Origin of the sequence: Pseudacidovorax sp., assembly GCF_017991995.1 — a bacterium.
Taxonomy (GTDB): domain Bacteria; phylum Pseudomonadota; class Gammaproteobacteria; order Burkholderiales; family Burkholderiaceae_C; genus Xenophilus.
Map to the genome: position 1 here is coordinate 95,785 of NZ_JAGOPN010000001.1, position 17,224 is coordinate 113,008.

General features: G+C 62.1%; 12 protein-coding genes. 8 read left to right on the forward strand and 4 right to left on the reverse strand.

Annotation, left to right across the window (positions count from 1 at the left end; translation table 11 throughout):
* Window positions 1-10: 10 nt before the first annotated feature.
* From KBC94_RS00470 to KBC94_RS00485, 4 genes are read left to right on the forward strand one after another with little or no spacing between them, the layout of a single operon-like run.
* Entirely contained in the window at window positions 11-940 is a 930-nt protein-coding gene (locus KBC94_RS00470) for a hypothetical protein (RefSeq protein ID WP_294365103.1), read from the forward strand.
* Window positions 937-1,785 carry a hypothetical protein gene (locus KBC94_RS00475; RefSeq protein ID WP_294365104.1) on the forward strand — a complete coding sequence of 283 codons (849 nt, stop codon included), beginning with the start codon at window positions 937-939 and terminating at the stop codon, window positions 1,783-1,785. Before KBC94_RS00470 ends, KBC94_RS00475 begins: the two co-directional genes overlap by 4 nt.
* Window positions 1,785-4,262, forward strand: a complete 2,478-nt coding sequence (locus KBC94_RS00480; protein WP_294365105.1) for an effector-associated domain EAD1-containing protein — start codon at window positions 1,785-1,787, stop codon at window positions 4,260-4,262. The genes KBC94_RS00475 and KBC94_RS00480 overlap by 1 nt, the downstream gene beginning before the upstream one ends.
* Window positions 4,259-5,398: a caspase family protein gene (locus KBC94_RS00485; protein ID WP_294365108.1), complete on the forward strand. Its 1,140-nt coding sequence runs from the start codon at window positions 4,259-4,261 to the stop codon at window positions 5,396-5,398. The genes KBC94_RS00480 and KBC94_RS00485 overlap by 4 nt, the downstream gene beginning before the upstream one ends.
* Window positions 5,399-5,743: 345 nt before the next feature.
* On the opposite strand, the gene KBC94_RS00490 is transcribed toward KBC94_RS00485, so the two are convergent.
* The 4 genes from KBC94_RS00490 to KBC94_RS00505 form a co-directional block, all read right to left on the reverse strand.
* Window positions 5,744-9,259, reverse strand: a complete 3,516-nt coding sequence (locus KBC94_RS00490; RefSeq protein WP_294365111.1) for a DEAD/DEAH box helicase — start codon at window positions 9,257-9,259, stop codon at window positions 5,744-5,746.
* Window positions 9,246-10,022 (reverse strand): Hachiman antiphage defense system protein HamA, encoded by a 777-nt coding sequence (locus tag KBC94_RS00495; protein ID WP_294365113.1) that lies wholly within the window; start codon window positions 10,020-10,022, stop codon window positions 9,246-9,248. The genes KBC94_RS00490 and KBC94_RS00495 overlap by 14 nt, the downstream gene beginning before the upstream one ends.
* A 479-nt stretch (window positions 10,023-10,501) precedes the next feature.
* Window positions 10,502-11,134, reverse strand: coding sequence for a hypothetical protein (locus KBC94_RS00500; RefSeq protein WP_294365116.1), 633 nt, complete (start codon window positions 11,132-11,134; stop codon window positions 10,502-10,504).
* A 46-nt stretch (window positions 11,135-11,180) separates the two neighbouring features.
* Window positions 11,181-12,548: a hypothetical protein gene (locus KBC94_RS00505; RefSeq protein ID WP_294365119.1), complete on the reverse strand. Its 1,368-nt coding sequence runs from the start codon at window positions 12,546-12,548 to the stop codon at window positions 11,181-11,183.
* A gap of 518 nt (window positions 12,549-13,066) precedes the next feature.
* On the opposite strand from KBC94_RS00505, the gene KBC94_RS00510 reads away from it, so the two are divergent.
* The 4 genes from KBC94_RS00510 to hxsA are packed head-to-tail and all read left to right on the forward strand — an operon-like array spanning window position 13,067 to window position 17,212.
* Window positions 13,067-13,990 (forward strand): restriction endonuclease, encoded by a 924-nt coding sequence (locus KBC94_RS00510; RefSeq protein WP_294365122.1) that lies wholly within the window; start codon window positions 13,067-13,069, stop codon window positions 13,988-13,990.
* Window positions 13,978-15,417 carry a His-Xaa-Ser system radical SAM maturase HxsB gene (gene hxsB / locus KBC94_RS00515; protein WP_294365126.1) on the forward strand — a complete coding sequence of 480 codons (1,440 nt, stop codon included), beginning with the start codon at window positions 13,978-13,980 and terminating at the stop codon, window positions 15,415-15,417. Before KBC94_RS00510 ends, hxsB begins: the two co-directional genes overlap by 13 nt.
* On the forward strand, window positions 15,417-16,550 hold the full coding sequence (gene hxsC / locus KBC94_RS00520; RefSeq protein ID WP_294365129.1) for a His-Xaa-Ser system radical SAM maturase HxsC: 1,134 nt from the start codon (window positions 15,417-15,419) through the stop codon (window positions 16,548-16,550). The genes hxsB and hxsC overlap by 1 nt, the downstream gene beginning before the upstream one ends.
* A complete protein-coding gene (gene hxsA / locus KBC94_RS00525; RefSeq protein ID WP_294365133.1) occupies window positions 16,547-17,212 on the forward strand; it encodes a His-Xaa-Ser repeat protein HxsA in 666 nt (221 codons plus the stop codon). Before hxsC ends, hxsA begins: the two co-directional genes overlap by 4 nt.
* The last annotated feature ends 12 nt before the right edge of the window (window positions 17,213-17,224 follow it).

The window sequence follows — 17,224 nt, forward strand, 5'->3', positions numbered from 1 at the left end:
CGCACCCACCATGACGTGCGTCCACGGCGATCCGCCCGAGGATTGCCCTTACTTTGCGAAGGGGGCGGCGGCCGCTGATGCTGAAGCACCGGCGGAAAATGGCGAAGGCGCCGAAAGTCAGCTTCGCTTTCCGTGGACCGGCAATGCCATGGGGCCAGCCGATCTGCCCTATGTGGCCGGCGCTTCCAAGTTGAAGTTGCTGACGCTCGCTGGCGCGTCGGATGCGGGCAAGACCTCGCTACTCGCGGCGTTCTACCTGCTGATTGCCCGGGGCATTCGGCCCGATGGCGTCGAGTTTGCCGGCTCTGTCACCCTGGAAGGCTGGGAGAACATCGCCGGTAGCTTGCGCTGGACTTCGGCAAGCGGGCCCACGTTCCCGCCCCATACCTCTACGGGGGGCGGCCGAGAACCGGGGATGCTCCACCTGGCGCTCGATGCGCCGCAGGGGCGGTGCGAGTTGGTGGCAGCTGACGCGCCTGGGGAATGGTTCAGCTACTGGGCCTCCAATCAAGCCAGCCCGCAGGGCGAGGGCGCGCGTTGGCTTTCCGAGCGCACGGATGTCTTCCTGGTGATCGCAGACTCTCAGGCCCTGGCGGGGGCTGAACGCGGGCAGGCTCGTGTCGCCTTGGTCAATCTACTTCGTCGCATCGGCACAGAAGCGGCGGGGCGACCGGTCGCACTCGTATGGACAAAGTGCGACGTGACCGTGTCGCCTGAAATGGAAAAGCGAATCAAAGAGGCCGCCCAGCGCAGCCTCTACCACTACCAGGAGTTTCGCGTCAGCATGCTCCCAGCACCCGGTGAAGAGACGCGAAACCGCGGCCAGGGAATCGTCGAGCTGCTGGCTTGGACCCTGTCGGCCAAGCCCGCCATGGTCGCGCGCGAAGAGCGCGAAGACGCGAGTCGGGCCCTCTTCCAGACATTTGGAGCATTTGCATGAGCGGCCCGGATGCCAACGTTCGCATCGCGCTGTTTGGCGAATCCGATAACGGCAAAAGCCACTACGGCGCGCAGTTGCTCGAGCGCATCGAAGCTGAAAAGTGCGAGATCAAGCTGCGAGTGGCTGCGGCAGACGTCTCCGCTTTCGACGAGGTGCGCTGGCGTCTCGGTGCCGGCTTGCTGGCAGAGCACACTCCGTCGGGCGTCTATCAGGACGTGGTCCTGCCGGTCGTCGATGCGGGTGGCCGGGCGATGGATTTGACTTGGCCGGACTACGCAGGCGAGCAGGTCAGGCAGTTGATCGACAGCCGGGCAATGAAGCGAGAGTGGCTGGACCGGACTCAGGCCGCTCACGGCTGGGTCTTGATCGTGCGCCCCAAGTTGGCGGAAGCCGACGACGACATCTTCAGCAAGCCGCTGGCGCACGTCGTGCGCACGCCGGATGGCGAGGCGACGAAGCCGAGGCGCTCCATTCAGGCACGCCTGGTCGAGCTTCTCCAGATTCTGCTGCACGCGCGCGGGCTCCACGAGCGAGGACCGGTGCCGCCGCTGGTGGTGCTGCTGTCGTGCTGGGACGAGTTGAAGCTACCCGAAGGCACCAAGCCGAATGATTTGCTGAATGAGCAGTTGCCGTTGCTGGCGTCGTTCGTGCGGAGCAACTGGGGGGCGCGCGCCTCGGTGCTGGGCCTGTCCGCGCTGGGGGGTGAGCTAGACATGAAGCAAGCCAACGAGTCTTTCATCGACCGAGGTCCCGAGAACTCGGGTTTCGTCGTGGAGGCCGATGGCCGTTCGAATCCTGATCTGACGGTTCCCATCGTGCGCTTGGCCGACATGTCGGGGAACTGATGCGGCTGCACCAAGCGATATATGGAGCCGCCGCCGGGCACGCCCTCCTCATGGCGAGTGATGCAGGGCTTGCAGGGCAGTTCAGAAACGTCTCATGGCGCACCGACCTGCCGCAGACCTGCCCAGCCGGGGTTGAGTGGGCGCCGTATTTCCGGTTGATTAGGGAAGGCGCTTGGCTGATGTTCGTCCACACGCGCCGTGACGCTGCCGCCAATCGCGGCGGCATGGTGTTGTCGAGGGCTGCTTTCATTCCGCATGCCGATGTCGAGTCGCTCGGCGACTTGCGCCCGATCGCGGCAATCCTCGAGTCGCCCTGGTCCGAGGGAGACGGGCTCGATCCGATCGAGCTGGGTGCTCCGTCGAATGCGGAGAACGTCGCTGAGCCGTCGCAGGGCGCGGTCGCGATTGCCACGGCGCTCAACGGAAACGGGCCGAGGCCTATCGTGGTCCGTCAGGGCCAAGGCCTTGAGGAGACCATGTTCGAGATCTGGCGCAGGGCGCCGCCAGAGTACAGAAGCAAGCTGACGTTCGGCCTCAGCTTCGGCCCCGGCGACGTCCATGAACTGGCCGTGGTCTGCACGCCTGAAGCGCTCATGTCTCGCTGGCTCCCTGCGCAGGTGATCGATCTACAGGCGCCGATCCAGGCGGGAGCCCATGCCGCGACGATTCTGGATTGGCCTGGCGAAACCTCGGTCCGTGACTTTGCAAAGCAGGCCGGGCTTCGCCTGGACTCGCCGGTTGCCGTTGCCGTTGCCGTGCAGGCGTTCGATCTTTGGCGCAAGCCAGGCACGCCGGTCGATGACATCTTGCTGCTTCGCACGCTGATTGATGCCAGTGACAAGTTAGCGACGGCTGAAGCCGTGAAACTGGGGGCCACCAAGCGGGTTCTGGCCTCAGCGGCGAATTGGACCGTGGACAACGTGAAGGCGTTGCGCAACCTGGATTTTTCCGGGCTGGCAGAGGCGTCCATGCTTTCCGACGCCGTCCAGTTGTGGGTCAAGGACAGGGCCAGCACCGCCCATGCGGATGGCCTGCAAGAAATTCTCGCTGCCTGGCAAACTGGCAAGCCCACGCCGATGTGGTTGGCCGCGGTAGAGGCGGGCTTTCGTGCAGCGAGCGAGGCCAAGACGATTCAAAAACGCGGCTTTGAAGCCGTCTGGCAACTGCTGAGGGTCGAGGCTGCCCAAGCGTCGCGACTGCTGTCGCTGCTGGATCCGACCCACGAAAAGCGCGTGCTGGAAGTCGTCGACGATTCGCTTGCAGCCGGCGTCGCTGATGCGCTCGTGCCTGGGCTGCTTGCCAAGGGTTGGTGGCACCTGTGTGGCGTCTTGCTGGCGCGTTCCCGCCCACCCTTTGAAGCTGTAGAGGCCGCACTGGCTGTGTCGCCGGCCACCAAGGCATCAACGCAGGTGCTGCTGACCGGCGCGCTCAGCAAGGCTAGCGATGCAGAGGTGGTCGACGTCGCGATCGCGATCCAAGATCAGCATGTGACCAAGATGGCTTCCCAGGCCTGTGTTCGAACGCCGTCTGTGATGAAGCGCTTCGACTGGAAGCGTTTCGAGTGGTTCCTGCTGCTCAAACAGGCATTCGATCTATCGCCTGAAGTGTTGGATGCTCTGCCGAACCGCAAGACAGGCCTCGGCGAGACCATCGCCGCGCAGATGGCGGTCGAGTCGCTTTGGGGCGTAGTCGCGACCACGCCGCTCGCCAACATCTTGGACGTCAACGAGCGCGAGCGCGCCTGGGATCTCATTCCAAGCCCTCATTCGGCCCAGATCCTCGACGCGACCGCGCGCGGTTGGCTGGATCGATTTGAGCGCGAAGAGCAGAGCCTGGCGTCTGTGGAGCCCCGCCTCGCGGAAGTGATCGTCGCGATCGTCAAGCGCCGCGGCTATCTGATCGACGTCCTGCAACGGGCGCCCGCGGCATTCTTGTTGTATTTGAGCGAGTTCGGCTTCGAGAGTGACCGCGAGGTCTATAACTTCCTGAGGGATCTCAGCCAGAGCGCCCTGCGCCTCAGCGAGGCAGCCTCCAAGGCCTTGGGCGAGCTCATCAAGGCGAATGAGTGGCGCGACGCGGCCCGCGATGCGAAGGATCTGCTCGTTGTCCGAACGGACTTGAAGCCGTTGTATCGCGAGTGCTATCGCCTGCTCGGCCCCATCGACGTGCTGTGGGTCAGCTACAAGCTTGGCTTGCCGCCACCGCTCTCCAAAGACGAGGCCTGGGACGCGTTCGAAACGGAGGCGGCGACGCTTTACTCGAGCGGGCCGTGGCATGACGAGCTATGGAGCCGCAGCGGCGGACATCCGGGCGATCTGTCCAATGAAGGGTCTGGCCGCGCCAGCTGGCACCGATGCATTCGCGGCTTGCGCAATGGCATGGCACCTGGGGCGGAAGCCGTCCTTCACGAAATGGCTGCGCAGCACCCCTACAACGACACGTTGCGGCAGCTCCAGCGGCAGCGCTTTTGGCTATGACCCAGAAAAAAGTGAACTTCGACGGTGGACGGGCGTTGGTCATCGGCATCGGCCAGGGATATTGCCCTTCGCTGCAATTGCCCAGCCTAGTCCGCGAGGACGCGGAAGCGGTGGTGCAGATCCTGTGCGACCCCACGCTGTGCGGCTACCCGCCCTCGCAGGTCCGGCTGCTGCTGGACGAGCAGGCGACCAAGAGCAATATCGTCGACGCACTGCGCGAGCTGGCGGCAACGGCGAAGCCGGACGACACCGTCGTTGTCTTCTTCTCAGGGCACGGCGGCCGTAGGATTGGTGCACCGGAGTACGCTGGCTACCTCTACCCTGCGGACTGTGTGCCAGGTGATCCAGACGGTACCGGCCTGCTCGCGCAGGAGCTGACCGAACTGCTCGAGGCGATTCCTTCAGCGCGGGTGGTGCTGCTGATGGACGCCTGCCATGCCGAAGCCGCGGCGCACGTAAAGGCTGATGGGGAATCCAAAGGCATGCTGCCAGGTCTTCGAGACGCCGCGCTGGAGAAGCTTTCCTCGGGCGCTGGGCGTGTGGTCATTGCTTCATGTAGAGAGACTGAGGTGTCGATGACCTCACCATGGCGTGGGCACAGCCTGTTCACGCACTTCTTGCTTGAGGGGTTGCGGGGGCATGCGCGTGGCGCCGACGATGGGACTGTGCGTGTGCTGGATCTTTTCACGTACCTTTCTGAGCAGGTCCCGAAAAATCCCGTCGCCGGAACGGTTCAACATCCTGTTCTGCGGGCCCGCACCGAGAACAATTTTCCACTTGCCCTGCGCAAGGGCGGCTGGTTCAAGGGCGAGGACGCGGCCGCAGTACAGGCACCAGCACCGGCCCCGGCTGCACCCGCATTGGGGGCCGGGGCTCCAAGTTCTCTCACGATCGACTGGCGTAAGGTCGCACCTGTCATGGCTCAGCTCTATCCCAGCGGGCCAGGGCACAACGAGATCTGGTCTCGTGCCGGCGGAGACCCTTCGGCGCTTTCGCCGGCGGGCAATGGGCAGGCCGCTTGGTACGCGGCGCTCCGCCTGATCCACAACGGCGGCGGGGGCAATATCACGATGGACACGCTGCTGGACGCCGCTATGAACGACTTTCCGGGAAACAGCCAGCTACGATCAATGTAAGCCGATCGTAGCGATCCCGCGAGGCGTTATGTAGCGCCGGAAAAGGCCGTGCTGGGTTGAGCAGCGAAGACTTGACAGTACGATAGAGCTTCAGAGTTGGACGGCCGCTTTTGGGCGTCGAGTTCGGCAATGCGAACGACGGCACCCGCTGCCTAGCTGCCCGTGCGATGCCGACGGGCAGCTTCAGACCGATCCCGGTCACTCGGGCTCGATGGTCCGATCGGCTGCGTCTGTCATGACCGGCCATTCGACATTCGTCGGCATGTCTGGTCGCTGCACCTCAGAGACCGGCCATTTGAATGCCGAGGCACCGTTCCAGGCTCGAGTGGCCGGTCTCCTCTAGGCTCAGGTGTTTGCCAACGGCCAACGCATCTTTCCTCGACCTATTCGAATGACGCTCACAACCGTCTTTCCGCCCGCGGCAACTGCCGACAGCAGGCGTGGGGCCTGATCCCGGGGCGCCTTCTTAAAGTTCGCAACGAAGCCGTAGTCTGGAGTGAGCAGCTTTGCACGACCGTCATCGCCGGACGGATCGATCCGATACTGGCCTGCAGCAGGTGCATCATCAGCGCTGATGTCAAGGGCACGCGCCGAGCGAGATACGGTCCATTCGGACACGCTCTCGCTCAACATCTGCTTGAGAAAACGTCGCCAGAGCTCGGACGTTTCAGACGTTGGCCAGACACCCGTGTCTGTGAGCTCCTCCACCTCGTTGGATTGAAGCCAGGCGCGCATGTCTGCCGGGGTAAAGAAGTCTGGCTGAGCAGATTCCACTGCGGCCATAGCGGCTCGTCGGGAGGGCAGGCCGGCGCGAATGAGCATTGCCATTTGTAGCGTTGGGACGCCAGTCTCCAAGACTGCTGCCGCGCCACCGGCAATGTGCTCGGACTCCCAGCCCAGGCTCGTCCTACGCGTCCTGAGTGCCTCTAGCGCCCACACCAACCGGTAGGTGAACGCCTCTTCGACCACCTTCATGTTTTCTGGCCCGATCGTCGCCACCTCCGTCCCGGTCACCCACTGGGCAAGAGTCTCCTGCCAACCTTCCAGGAGAGCATTCTTCTTGTCGGGAATGAATGGGCGAACGACAAGCAGCCGCTCTGCGAGCTGCGCAAGAGAGGTCGTGAGCGTGTCGCTATCACCAGAGATCGCGGCAAGGTCAGCTTCGTCGAGCAGCGACTCGAGCTCGTCCGCCATCGCATCAAGGGTGAGACCTGCATCCAATCCAACCCCCATCGCGAAGTGGCCCTTTCGGGCAGATGCGGAGGTGTTGGACCAGATGAGATTGGCTCGGGCGGCAAAGACTTGTCGTTGAATCTCCCGCGTCCCCTCCGGTTCACGCAGCACTTGTCGAGCCCAGAGCGAGCCTGTGAGGGCTGCATCAAGTAGTGATGGCAAATCAGCTGTCTCGGAATCGAGCGCTTCGATAAGCCCAAACACCGTTGTATCAAGGCGCTCTACCAGCGCCGCCAGCGGTTCTTCGTCGACGCTTCGCTCGGTCTCATCGTCACCATCCGAATCCTCATCTTCCGACCCTCCAGCTTGTGCAGCGTCCTCGGGAGCGGCGAGGCGGGCGGTCAGTTCAGCCTCTTCTGTTGCGGAGCGCCAGGCCTCTCGTGAGTTTGAAAGATATTCCCAAGCGTCGTCTCGCCCGAGAACTCCTTCGCGTGATAGACGCACCAGTATCTCCGCAACGATCTGGATGAGACCGCTCTTAAGCGTTCGGGCCTTGGTAGAAGCAACTAGCTCCTTCCACTCCCTGGTGCGCCAATCGACTTTGTCAAAGATGGTATGGACTATGAGGCCTTCGACGTCCACGAATGCTCGTCCGGCGCGACCCGCAACGTTGGCGAACTCTTCCCCTTCGATGAGCTTACCTGCGCGGTAGAGCGCGGGAACCAGCAGAACCGCAGCGTTCAAGTTGAGGCCTTGCGACAGAGTCGGCGAAGCGACTATGACCTTGAGAGTCCCATCGGAAATCAGGAGCTCGAGCTCGCGCAAGAAGGGACTCGGAAGGCGCCCGTGGTGGATGGCGACACCGGACTTCAGGCTGACGACCGCAGGATGTTTTTCGCCGAGCCACTCATTGCCAATCTCCACCGCTCTGACGATAGATGCCTGGTCGTCCAGCAACGAATCGAGATAGCCTCTGCGGGTCAAGTCGACAACCTTCTTGCCGTAGCCTTCCACCCAGTTTGCTTGCGTCGAGAAGATCAGCGTCCGCTTTCCCTTTCTCGCAAACTCCCATGCCGCAAACAGCGTTAGCTGTGCGTTCACCCGGGGGTACGGATTCTTCTCCTTGCCGCGCGCCGCGACCTGTTCGACGAACTTGCTGATGCGCGGTCCGTCGTTTTCAAGGTCGAGCGACAACAATGCGTCTGACCCTCGCCAAGTCAGTCTCCCGTAGCGCTGACGAGTGGGGCGCCAATCGCATCTCACCGTCTCGCCAGGTTCGTCCGCGCGAATCCACATGTTGAGGTCGTCAAGCTCCTCGCCGCTCGGCAATATCGCTGAGAGGCATACGATTCTTCTAGTGCCTGCATCAGAACGTCTTAGGAGCCGTTGAACAAGAGTCTCGTACCGGATCTCTCGCTCGCTCGGCCCAATCATGTGGCCTTCGTCCAGAACAATCAGACCAACGTCGTTCAGCAACTCAGGGTCGCTGCGGAGTGCGAAGTCAATTTTCTCCGGCGTAGAAATGACGATGCTGCAAGAACCAAGCGCATCCTCGTCGCTCGAAGAGACGCCGCTGGCGCCATACAGCGATGAGACGCTGAATCCCAGCGGTTCAAAAGTTTTGCGAAAGCTCCTCTCCGTCTGCGCCGAGAGCGCGCGCAGGGGAGTGACTATCAGGACGCGTCGCCCCGTAGATAGCGTCATCAGCGATGCGATCTCGGCGACCCTGGTCTTGCCGGCGCTCGTCGGAAGTGAAACGACCAGGTCGTCAGCTAGATCGGTGGATCTTGCAGCGGCTTCACGTTGCGACGGCCAAAGTTCGACCTCGGAGACCTTGCGGGAAAAAAGGACGCCAATGAAAAGTGCCCGCAGGTCCTCATACGTCTCTTCGCTTCCGTCCGGCCCTTGGGTTGGCAGGACTTGGTGCAGAGAGTGCCCCCAGAGGTCATCAACAAGGTGCCTGCACAGGCTCGAGATCCACCACAAGGGGACGTTTGCGGCGATGTCGGCCAACTTGGCGGTGAGTGACAACAGCTCGACGGCCGAGGCAATCGCTTCTTCAGACCCGGTCTCCAACGCAAAGTCGAAATAGGCCAATGCTCTGAATAGGCTTGTGTTCAGAATCGTGGCCAAGACCGCTTCTACGGATTCTCCTCCCTGAAGCGCCTCGGACAGCCCTTCGTCACTGTTCTCCCGGGAGGCGAGCCACTCCCGAACCATGCTGCGCAAACCATCCATGTCACGGAGCAGGAGACGCATCAGCCCGACTTCCGCCGGCGCCGAGTTCAGATCGGATGACACCTCGTTGAACAGTGAGTAGGCAACCGCAGAATATCCGGCGAGGTGGTAAGCCGTGGCGGCAAGTGTGCGTTTGAAGCCTCGGTCATCCGCCTCGGGATCGCCGTTGCGCACAATGGCTTCGAATGCGTTGCCAGCTCGCTCAAAGGCCTTGGATGTAATCAGGGAAGAGCCTGCCTTGCTTCGCAACGACATCGCGGCGCGAAGTAGAGCGAATCCATGCTCTGCGAGATCGACCTCGATGGTCTTTCCAAGCGGCTGTACATCCTCCGGCAGGACACCATCCACGCGCATCAAAGACCAGGCGGCTCCGCGATAGAGCAAGCGGCCAAGCAGGCCATCTTCGGTCGCCGCAGTCAGGAACTGCTCAAGTTCTTCAGTTGTTTCCAAGGTCACCTACCTCTTTGAAAACCTTGGCGATGAAGGCTTGGTGGTCGTCAATATGAAGGTTCACAACGTAGTGATCGCGATCGACGCCCGCAGCACCAAGGTCGGCCCTCAGTGATGCATGGGGGCCGTTTCCGGAGACCGTGAACAACATGTGGTCGATGCGGTCCGACGACAGAGCTTTCACGCCCACCTCGTCGCGCAAGTCCCGACCGAGCGCGTTGTCGGCTGCATCGGTGCTTTCGAGTAGACGGTTGGCAACGAACAGCAGAGAGTCAGGTGTGCAGCGTCCACTGTCCCGGTCCAGGACTTTTCGCGCGCTCGTTACTGTTGATTTGCCCAGAACGGCATTGCTCTTGGCCTCCCCCTTGAGCAGCCAAAGATGCTCGCCTAGATATCCAGCCCCGATGAAGTCGTCCCCGCGCATGGCCATGCTTCGGCCATCCTTGTACCTAAGTCGACGAACTGGGACGCGGAGACCGATCTCCTCTTCCACCAGTTCAGTGGCGAGGATCTCACCGAGGTCACCAGAACGGGACTTGGGAGTCTGAGGCAGCGCGCTCTGAAGTATTTCTGCCGCCGCTGGAAAGCCAAGACGAGCTACGTCTTCGGCGATGCGCTCCAGGCGGTCGTAGTGAGAGCGAACGGTGACCGCGAGATGGCCGCTGACTTTCGCGCGACCTCCCGGAGATTCTGTGTAGAGCCAGTAGCGTTTTCGCTCATCCTCTTCCTTGGTCGAATCGCACCATTCCTCGAACAGCTTCATATTGTTCTCTCCCTGAGGAAACCATACATCAATAGCTGTATCAATGCATCCGGTCCGGTCCGAGCCGCCACGCAGCAGCCGGTCGTGGAGGTCGGGACTTGGCCGTCTGCGCCATTGCGTCGCCACACCGGCGAGTCGCCGTTCGGCTCGTGATCCTGTTCTGATCCCAATTTGATTCCACGTCCGGGTAAACACGCAACCGGCCATAGGCTGTCATTTGCCAGCGGCGGCTTCCTGGAAAGGGACGCTAATGAGCGCTCGCGCCGCCGCCGCGCGGCTTGGCTACTCCTGGTTCGAGCCCGACAAACACGTTGCGGGTGTCGACGAGGCGGGGTGTGGCTCGCTCACCAACCCTATCGTGGCCGCGGCGTGATCCCCGATAAGTCGATGCGGATCTCCGCGGATGTGGGGCTTGAAGAAGCGTGCCCACTGTGGCGTCACCAATATCGGCCCAGCGAACCGAACGGCTTCCAACACGCTCAGTAGTAGCTATCGTTCTTTTCCATTTCCCCAAGCCAGGAGTAGATACCGCCCAGCAGCATGAACACGCTGTCCATGACTTCGGAGAGGTGCCTTACGTTGACGTGCCGAAGCTCGGGAAGCGACACCTCGCCCTTCTTCGTCGTCGGGTATCGGAAGGCGAAAGAACCAGGATCGACGCTATCGAGCTGGCAGATGAAATCCTCAATGGCCGTCAACTCTTGGTCGTCCTTACGGGGATCGAGTTGTTCGACGTGCCGGCGCAGTTCGTCCCACAGTGGCATCAGACCGTGTTTGTGATCGGCGACAGCCTCCTTGCCAACTAGGCGGCGTGCCAGCGGTAGGATCAGTTTCAGTTGGAGTTCCAGTCCTTGGCGATACAAGAACACCAGCGGGTAAACAGCGCTGTCGAGGGATGCCTTCCGATCGGCTAACGCCCAGACAAGGGCGTCGGCAGCATCCTTGTAGCCCGCAGCGTAGATATCCCAAGGGAAGTGGGTCCAACCCAGCATCGCGTTGTTGTGCCAGTCTTCGCCCTGGATAAAGAGCAGTTGCCCGGCGAAGTCAGAGGGCGACCTCACTCTGGCGAGCGGATCCAACTCCGCTGCCTTATCGTCTTGGTCGTTCTCCACAATGCCTCCTCGGGAATTTGGTGGTGGCCGGCGTGCGGCTGGCTTGTCAGTTCGTCGGAACGCCGTAGCGTTTGAATACAGCCTCGAAGAAGGCCTTCACATCCGCTTTGGCTGTAGGCGCCAGCAGTTCCGCCGCCCCGAAGCGATAGACTTCATAACCTGCCAGCTTGAGTTCTCGGTCGGCCCTGACCATCTGCGCGTAGCGCTGCACGTTGGCGACACCTGCCGTATCCGCGTAGTGGTGTTTGCCGTCGACCTCGATGACGACTCGCACGCCCTGCGGCAGCAGGAGCAGGAAGTCCATGCGAAAGCGCAAAAGTGCATCCGGCCCTCGCTCCTTGACCGTGCGTGGGTCCCAGTGCAGCCATACTTCCGGTAGCAGCGCTGGTAGGTTCGGTACGGCACTGCGGAATCCCTCGAAGAATGCATCGAACAGCAAGGACTGCGGCGGAGAGTTGCCGGGCAAGCTGGCTTTGAGACGCGTGTACAGCGATCGTTTGGCCTGCGTAGCATCGGTGATCTGCTCGGTATCGCTCCACCACTGCTGCAGGTCGTTCCAGCGCAGTCCTTCGTTGCCGATGGGGCGGTCATAGACAAGCACCTTATCCGCGTTGGTAACGATCTCCACGTCGTTGTCCAACGCGTCTCGGAAACGCAGGTCGGGCTTGTTGGGTGAGGCGAAGATAAGATTCTTCGGCCGGCCTTTGTCCTTTGCATACAACGACACCAGTGAGAAGACCGGGTAGCCGCCCTCCGAATCAGTCTCACGCAGTTCGACGCCGCAACCGTGCAGCGACTCGTTGACGCAAGCAACGAAGTGGCGTTGCGCTGCCTCGTCGGGACGCACGTCGGCCGAAGCCAGTCCCTCCAGAAACAACGCAAAGCGTCGGTCGGAGGCGTCATAGGCGCCCAACTGGTCGAACAGTGTTTCAGCCGGCCAATCCTCCGGATTGCGATGGACGTGCTGCTGAATTTCCGCGCGCAATCCTGCGGGCCTTCCGCTCAACAGGTGCATCCATTCATTTGCGTCCAAGATCCACAAGCGCTCCAGCAGGGCGTCGAACTTACGAGCATCCCCATACAGTTCTTCGCTATTGAGCCGCCGCGCGACCTCGCGCCGATATCGCTTCGGGATTGGCGGGCACGCGCTGTCGCTCCAGAGAATGTCCTGAATCTGGTTACGGGTGGTGGCATTGGGCGGATGACGTATCAGAAGCTTGCGCGCAACCGCAGGCAGATCGGTGTCTGCCGCTGCGTCGAAGCTGGAGGTCATGCGCTCGCGCTTTGAGCCGTCGGCGGCAGGCGCAGGCAGCCCCAACTCTTCGCAAAGCGTCGGCAACATCGTATGGGTGCCGGTGTCTTTCAATCCCGCGATGAACGGTTCCAGCAGCGTGCGAAGTTGTGCATAGTCCATCGGGAGTGACTCATATTGCAGCGCCAAAGCGCGAAGCAGCGCATCGATGTCGGCGACTTCACTCCATGCCTCATCTCCAGCGTCTGCTGAAACTATGCCAGCGATTGAGCCCCCCAAAAAACGGTGACTGTGCCGCACAGTGCGTCGAGCCCCATCGCTCCGAGGGCGGCCTGAAGTTGCACCCTCCACCGTACGGCGCGCATCAAGGTAGTTGTCGCCTCGGTTATGCAGCCAATGGCTGACTATCCTTGCTGCGCCGGGTCGCAGCGACGACAGAGTCGCGTTCTGGGTTGAGCGTGACGGCCGCGATGTGCGACCAGTCCCGCGTGCGGCCTGACCGGCGCACATCGGCAAGCGCAATGACCGCTTGATGCCGGACAGCGTGAGTAGGCCAGTCGCAAATCAACGGCCGCTCCCGCTGCGCAGCCGTCATTCCTAAGGCTCGGGAAAGTGCCCGCTCTGAATCATTGCGAAATGTTTCCGATTGAGGTAGCTTGCCTCCTGAGGAGGGCGCCACGATGCGGAGACGAGGAAGAGCGAGCACGGCTGAATACCTGATGGACTTGGTCGCGATGCTGCCCTGGTTAGCCGGGATCGGGCTGGCCGTGCTGAGCTATTTCTGGCTGCATGCTTTGGCGAGCGCGCCGCTGCCCCTCGCCAACACGCCCCAGGATATCGGCCAGCTTGCCACCAGCGGCATCTGGCGCGGCTTGGCCTACGCAGGCCAATACATCCTTCCCTTCATTTGCGTCATGGGGGCACTCGCCTCGGCGATTCGCCGCCGTGAACGCCGGAAGCTAATCGGTTCTGTGGCTCGTAGTGACGCTGCAGACGCGCTGGATGGGATGAGTTGGAGGGAGTTCGAACTGCTCGTGGGTGAGGGTTTCCGGCAGCAAGGCTACGCGGTTTCGGAAGTTGGTGGCGGCGGGCCTGACGGCGGAATCGACCTCGTCCTTATCAAGGCCAGCGAGAAGTTTCTGGTCCAGTGCAAGCAATGGAAAGCGTTCAAGGTCGGCGTGACCGTGGTTCGCGAGCTCTATGGTGTCATGGCGGCGCGCGGCGCGGCAGGTGGTTTCGTCGTGACGTCTGGGCGGTTTACCGAGGAGGCCAAGGCTTTTGCCAGTGGTCGCAACATCCGCCTGATCGACGGCCCCGGGTTGCTTCACTTGATTCGCGGAGGGCGGTCCGTTTCGCCGGCTGTGTCCGAGCCTGCACATGGTGAGGCTGTCGCTGCTTCATCCGCTCGCGGTGGGTTGCCCTCGTGTCCGGTCTGTTCGAAAGCAATGCTTCGCCGTGTCGCGAAGCGCGGAGCGTCGGCCGGGGATGCGTTCTGGGGATGCTCTGGCTATCCTGGCTGCAAAGGCACGCGGTCGATATGGGGCGGCTGCGGGCAGCCTGTTTTTCGCAGGGTGCTGCGAGGGCATAGGCCGTGGCGTACGTGACCCAGGTACAGCCCTTTCGCAGTCGTGTGCTGCCGGATGGCTTTGTCGTGGCCACAGCGCGCAGTGGTGACCACGCATTCTTCTCCGCTAAGGAGTTCGATCAGTTCCAGCAGTCTCCGGCGAGCTTGCCGTTGCGACGGCAGGCCGAACTGCGTGCGCGGTTCCTGCTTGGTGACAGTGCGCCGTCGGCGGGCATGCGCCGGTTGATCAACTCGCGGGTCGCTGCGAAGCGAGAGACGGTCTCCGCGGGGCCTGCGTTGCACATCATCGTACCGACCTTGCAATGTGCCCACTCCTGCCGCTATTGCCAGGTCAGTCGTTCGCTGCATGACGAGGGCCATACCATCTCTACGGCTGACCTCGATGCCGCTTGCGACACGATCTTCGAGAGCGCGTCGCCCACGTTGACCGCGGAGTTCCAGGGGGGCGATCCACTACTGCGCTTCGACCTGATTAAGCGCGCCGTCCTGCGCATCCAGACTCGAAACGCGTCCGAGGGACGCCGCATCCGCTTTGTCGTCGCCTCGACGCTGCACCAGCTCGATGCCGAGATGTGCGATTTCTTCAAGACCCATGGGGTCTACCTGTCGACCAGCATCGACGGCCCGCGTGATCTGCACAACTGCAACCGGCCGGTTCCCGGGCGCGATGCATACGAGCGGACTTTGACCGGTGTCGATCTGGCGCGAAAGCACACCGGGGTGGACGCGGTGGCAGCGTTGATGACGACGACCAAGGCGTCACTCGATCAGCCGGAAGCCATCGTCGACGAGTACGTTCGGTTGGGATTCGGTGAGATCTTCCTGCGGCCGCTGAGCAGCTATGGTTTCGCCAAACGCAACCAGGCTCTGCTGGGCTACTCAGTGCAGGACTTTTTCCGCTTCTACCTGCGAGGTCTGCGGCGCGTGCTGCATTGGAATCGGCAAGGCGTGGCGATCCGCGAGGTCTATGCGTCGATCCTGCTCAACAAGATGCTGTCCACCTTCGACGCCGGCTATGTGGATCTGCAGAGCCCGACCGGCGCTGGCGCCAGCGTGCTGGTCTACAACTATGACGGCTACGTCTATCCCAGTGACGAGGCGCGCATGATGGCCGAGACTGGCGACACCTCGCTGCGCATGGGGCGTATCGGAACGCCGCTCGAGGCGCTCCTGGCTTCGCCGGTACGGGCCGAGCTCGTGAAGGCCAGCCAGGTGGACGACATGGCTGGGTGCCAGGCTTGCCCCTACAGCCTCTTCTGTGCCCCGAATCCCGTGGATGCGCAGGCGCAGTTCGGCACGCCCTTTGTCCCCGCACATGACACCGAGCATTGCCAACGTCACCTGGGCATGTTCGATGCCATGTTCATGGCGGTGCGTACGGCGGATGAGACCTTGCTGGACCTCTTTCACGCGTGGGCGCGCCCGACAGCGGAGGCGCAGGTCTGATGCGCAAGCTCACGGCCACATTCCAGCCGGCATGCGAAGCGCTCGTGCATCGGGTCGTCGGCTACGCCGAGGTCGCCGCCGAATGGACGCCTCACCTTCGCTTTCTGGTGAAGGCCGAGTCCATGGAGGAGAGGGCTGGCGTCGAAGCGCTAAAAGACGCGGGGCTTGCGAACGTCGCCTGGGTTCAAAGTGCGGCGCTTCAGGACGGTGACGTCGTTGTGCCGCATCCCGATAGGGACGAGGCCGTCGTGCTGATGCGGGAATCGGACACGCACCACGCGTTGTTCATGACCAACCGGTGCAACAGCTATTGCCTGATGTGTTCGCAGCCGCCCACGCCGGGAGAAGACAGTTGGCTGGTGGCGGAGGCCATCGATGCCATTCGCCACATGCGCTTTTCGCCGAAGCTGCTCGGGCTGACGGGTGGCGAGCCCCTGCTGTTGGGGGCAGAACTGCGGCGAGTGATTGATGCCGTCGCTCAATACCATCCGCAGACCCGGATGGAGGTTTTGACCAACGGGCGGCTGTTTGCTCATCCGCAGGTGGCATCGACGATTCTTGACGGGCTGTCGGTACCGGTGCGATGGCTGGTTCCGCTCTATGGCCATGCCGACTTCGTGCATGACTTTGTGGTCCAGGCGCATGGCGCCTATGACGAGACGCTGGCTGGACTGCTGGCGCTTCAGGCGCATCGGCAGGCCATTCAGCTTCGCATCGTGTTGATCGAGCCTGTGTTGCAGGTCCTGCCGGAACTGGCAGGATTCATTGGCCGTAACTTGCCTTTTGTTCGCGAAGTGGCCTTGATGGGGTGTGAGCCGACCGGATTCGCGCTGGCCAACCGCGCGTTGTGCGAGGTGGATCTGAGCGCGTGGGGCGATACGCTGGAGCAGGCGGCGCGAGTGCTCCGGCGTCACGCCGTTCCTCATTTGTTCATGAATGCGCCGCTCTGCGCGCTACCTCGGACGCTGTGGCCCGTTGCCAGTCGGAGCATCTCCGATTGGAAGAACGTCTACGCCAGCGAGTGCGATCGCTGTACTGTGAAGGCCGGATGCGCGGGGCTGTTTGCGTGGCACGAGAAAGGCTGGAAGCCCGCGCCGCTGAAAACCATCGAGGCAGGGGAAGTCATCGCATGAGCACGTTCATCCGCAATCTGTCGCTGTTCGTTGCCAGTCTTCCTTTGATGACAACAAAGAGTCTCTCAGCGGTTCCCGGCCCCAAAGCGGAGATTGATCCGCTGGACGCGACAGGGCCAGTTCCGCTGCGGCCATTGAACCTGGAAGCCGACAACCTGTTTGCGGGTCATCGCTCCCATTCCAGTCATCGGTCCCATTCAAGTCACAGCTCGCACTATTCGGGTTCCGGCGGCGGCAGTTCGAGCTATCGTGCACCTGCCTATGTGGCGCCGAGTCCAGCTCCCGCTCCTTCTTATGTGCAGCCTGCACCAGCGCCGGCACCCACGCCTTCGCGGGCTTCCTCGCTGTATGAAGCAGTTCCCGGGAATGCGACTAATCGATTCGCAGCGCCCGGTGCCAGCGCTCGACCTGGGCAGACCGTCCCCGGCAACTCCGCGGCAGCGCGGGAGGAACTGACTCATCCGGAAAAGCTACGGCTCCAGATCATGCGAGTGCAGATCAAGCTCAGGGGGCTGGGGCTCTATGACGGACCAGTGGACGGGACGATGAACGAAGACACGCGACGGGCGCTGCGCTATTTCCAGGACCTCAAGGGCTTGCAGAAGACCGGCACGATGACGACGCCTACGCTCAACGCCATGGGCATTCCGGCAGTCAATTAGCTTCAGGATGCT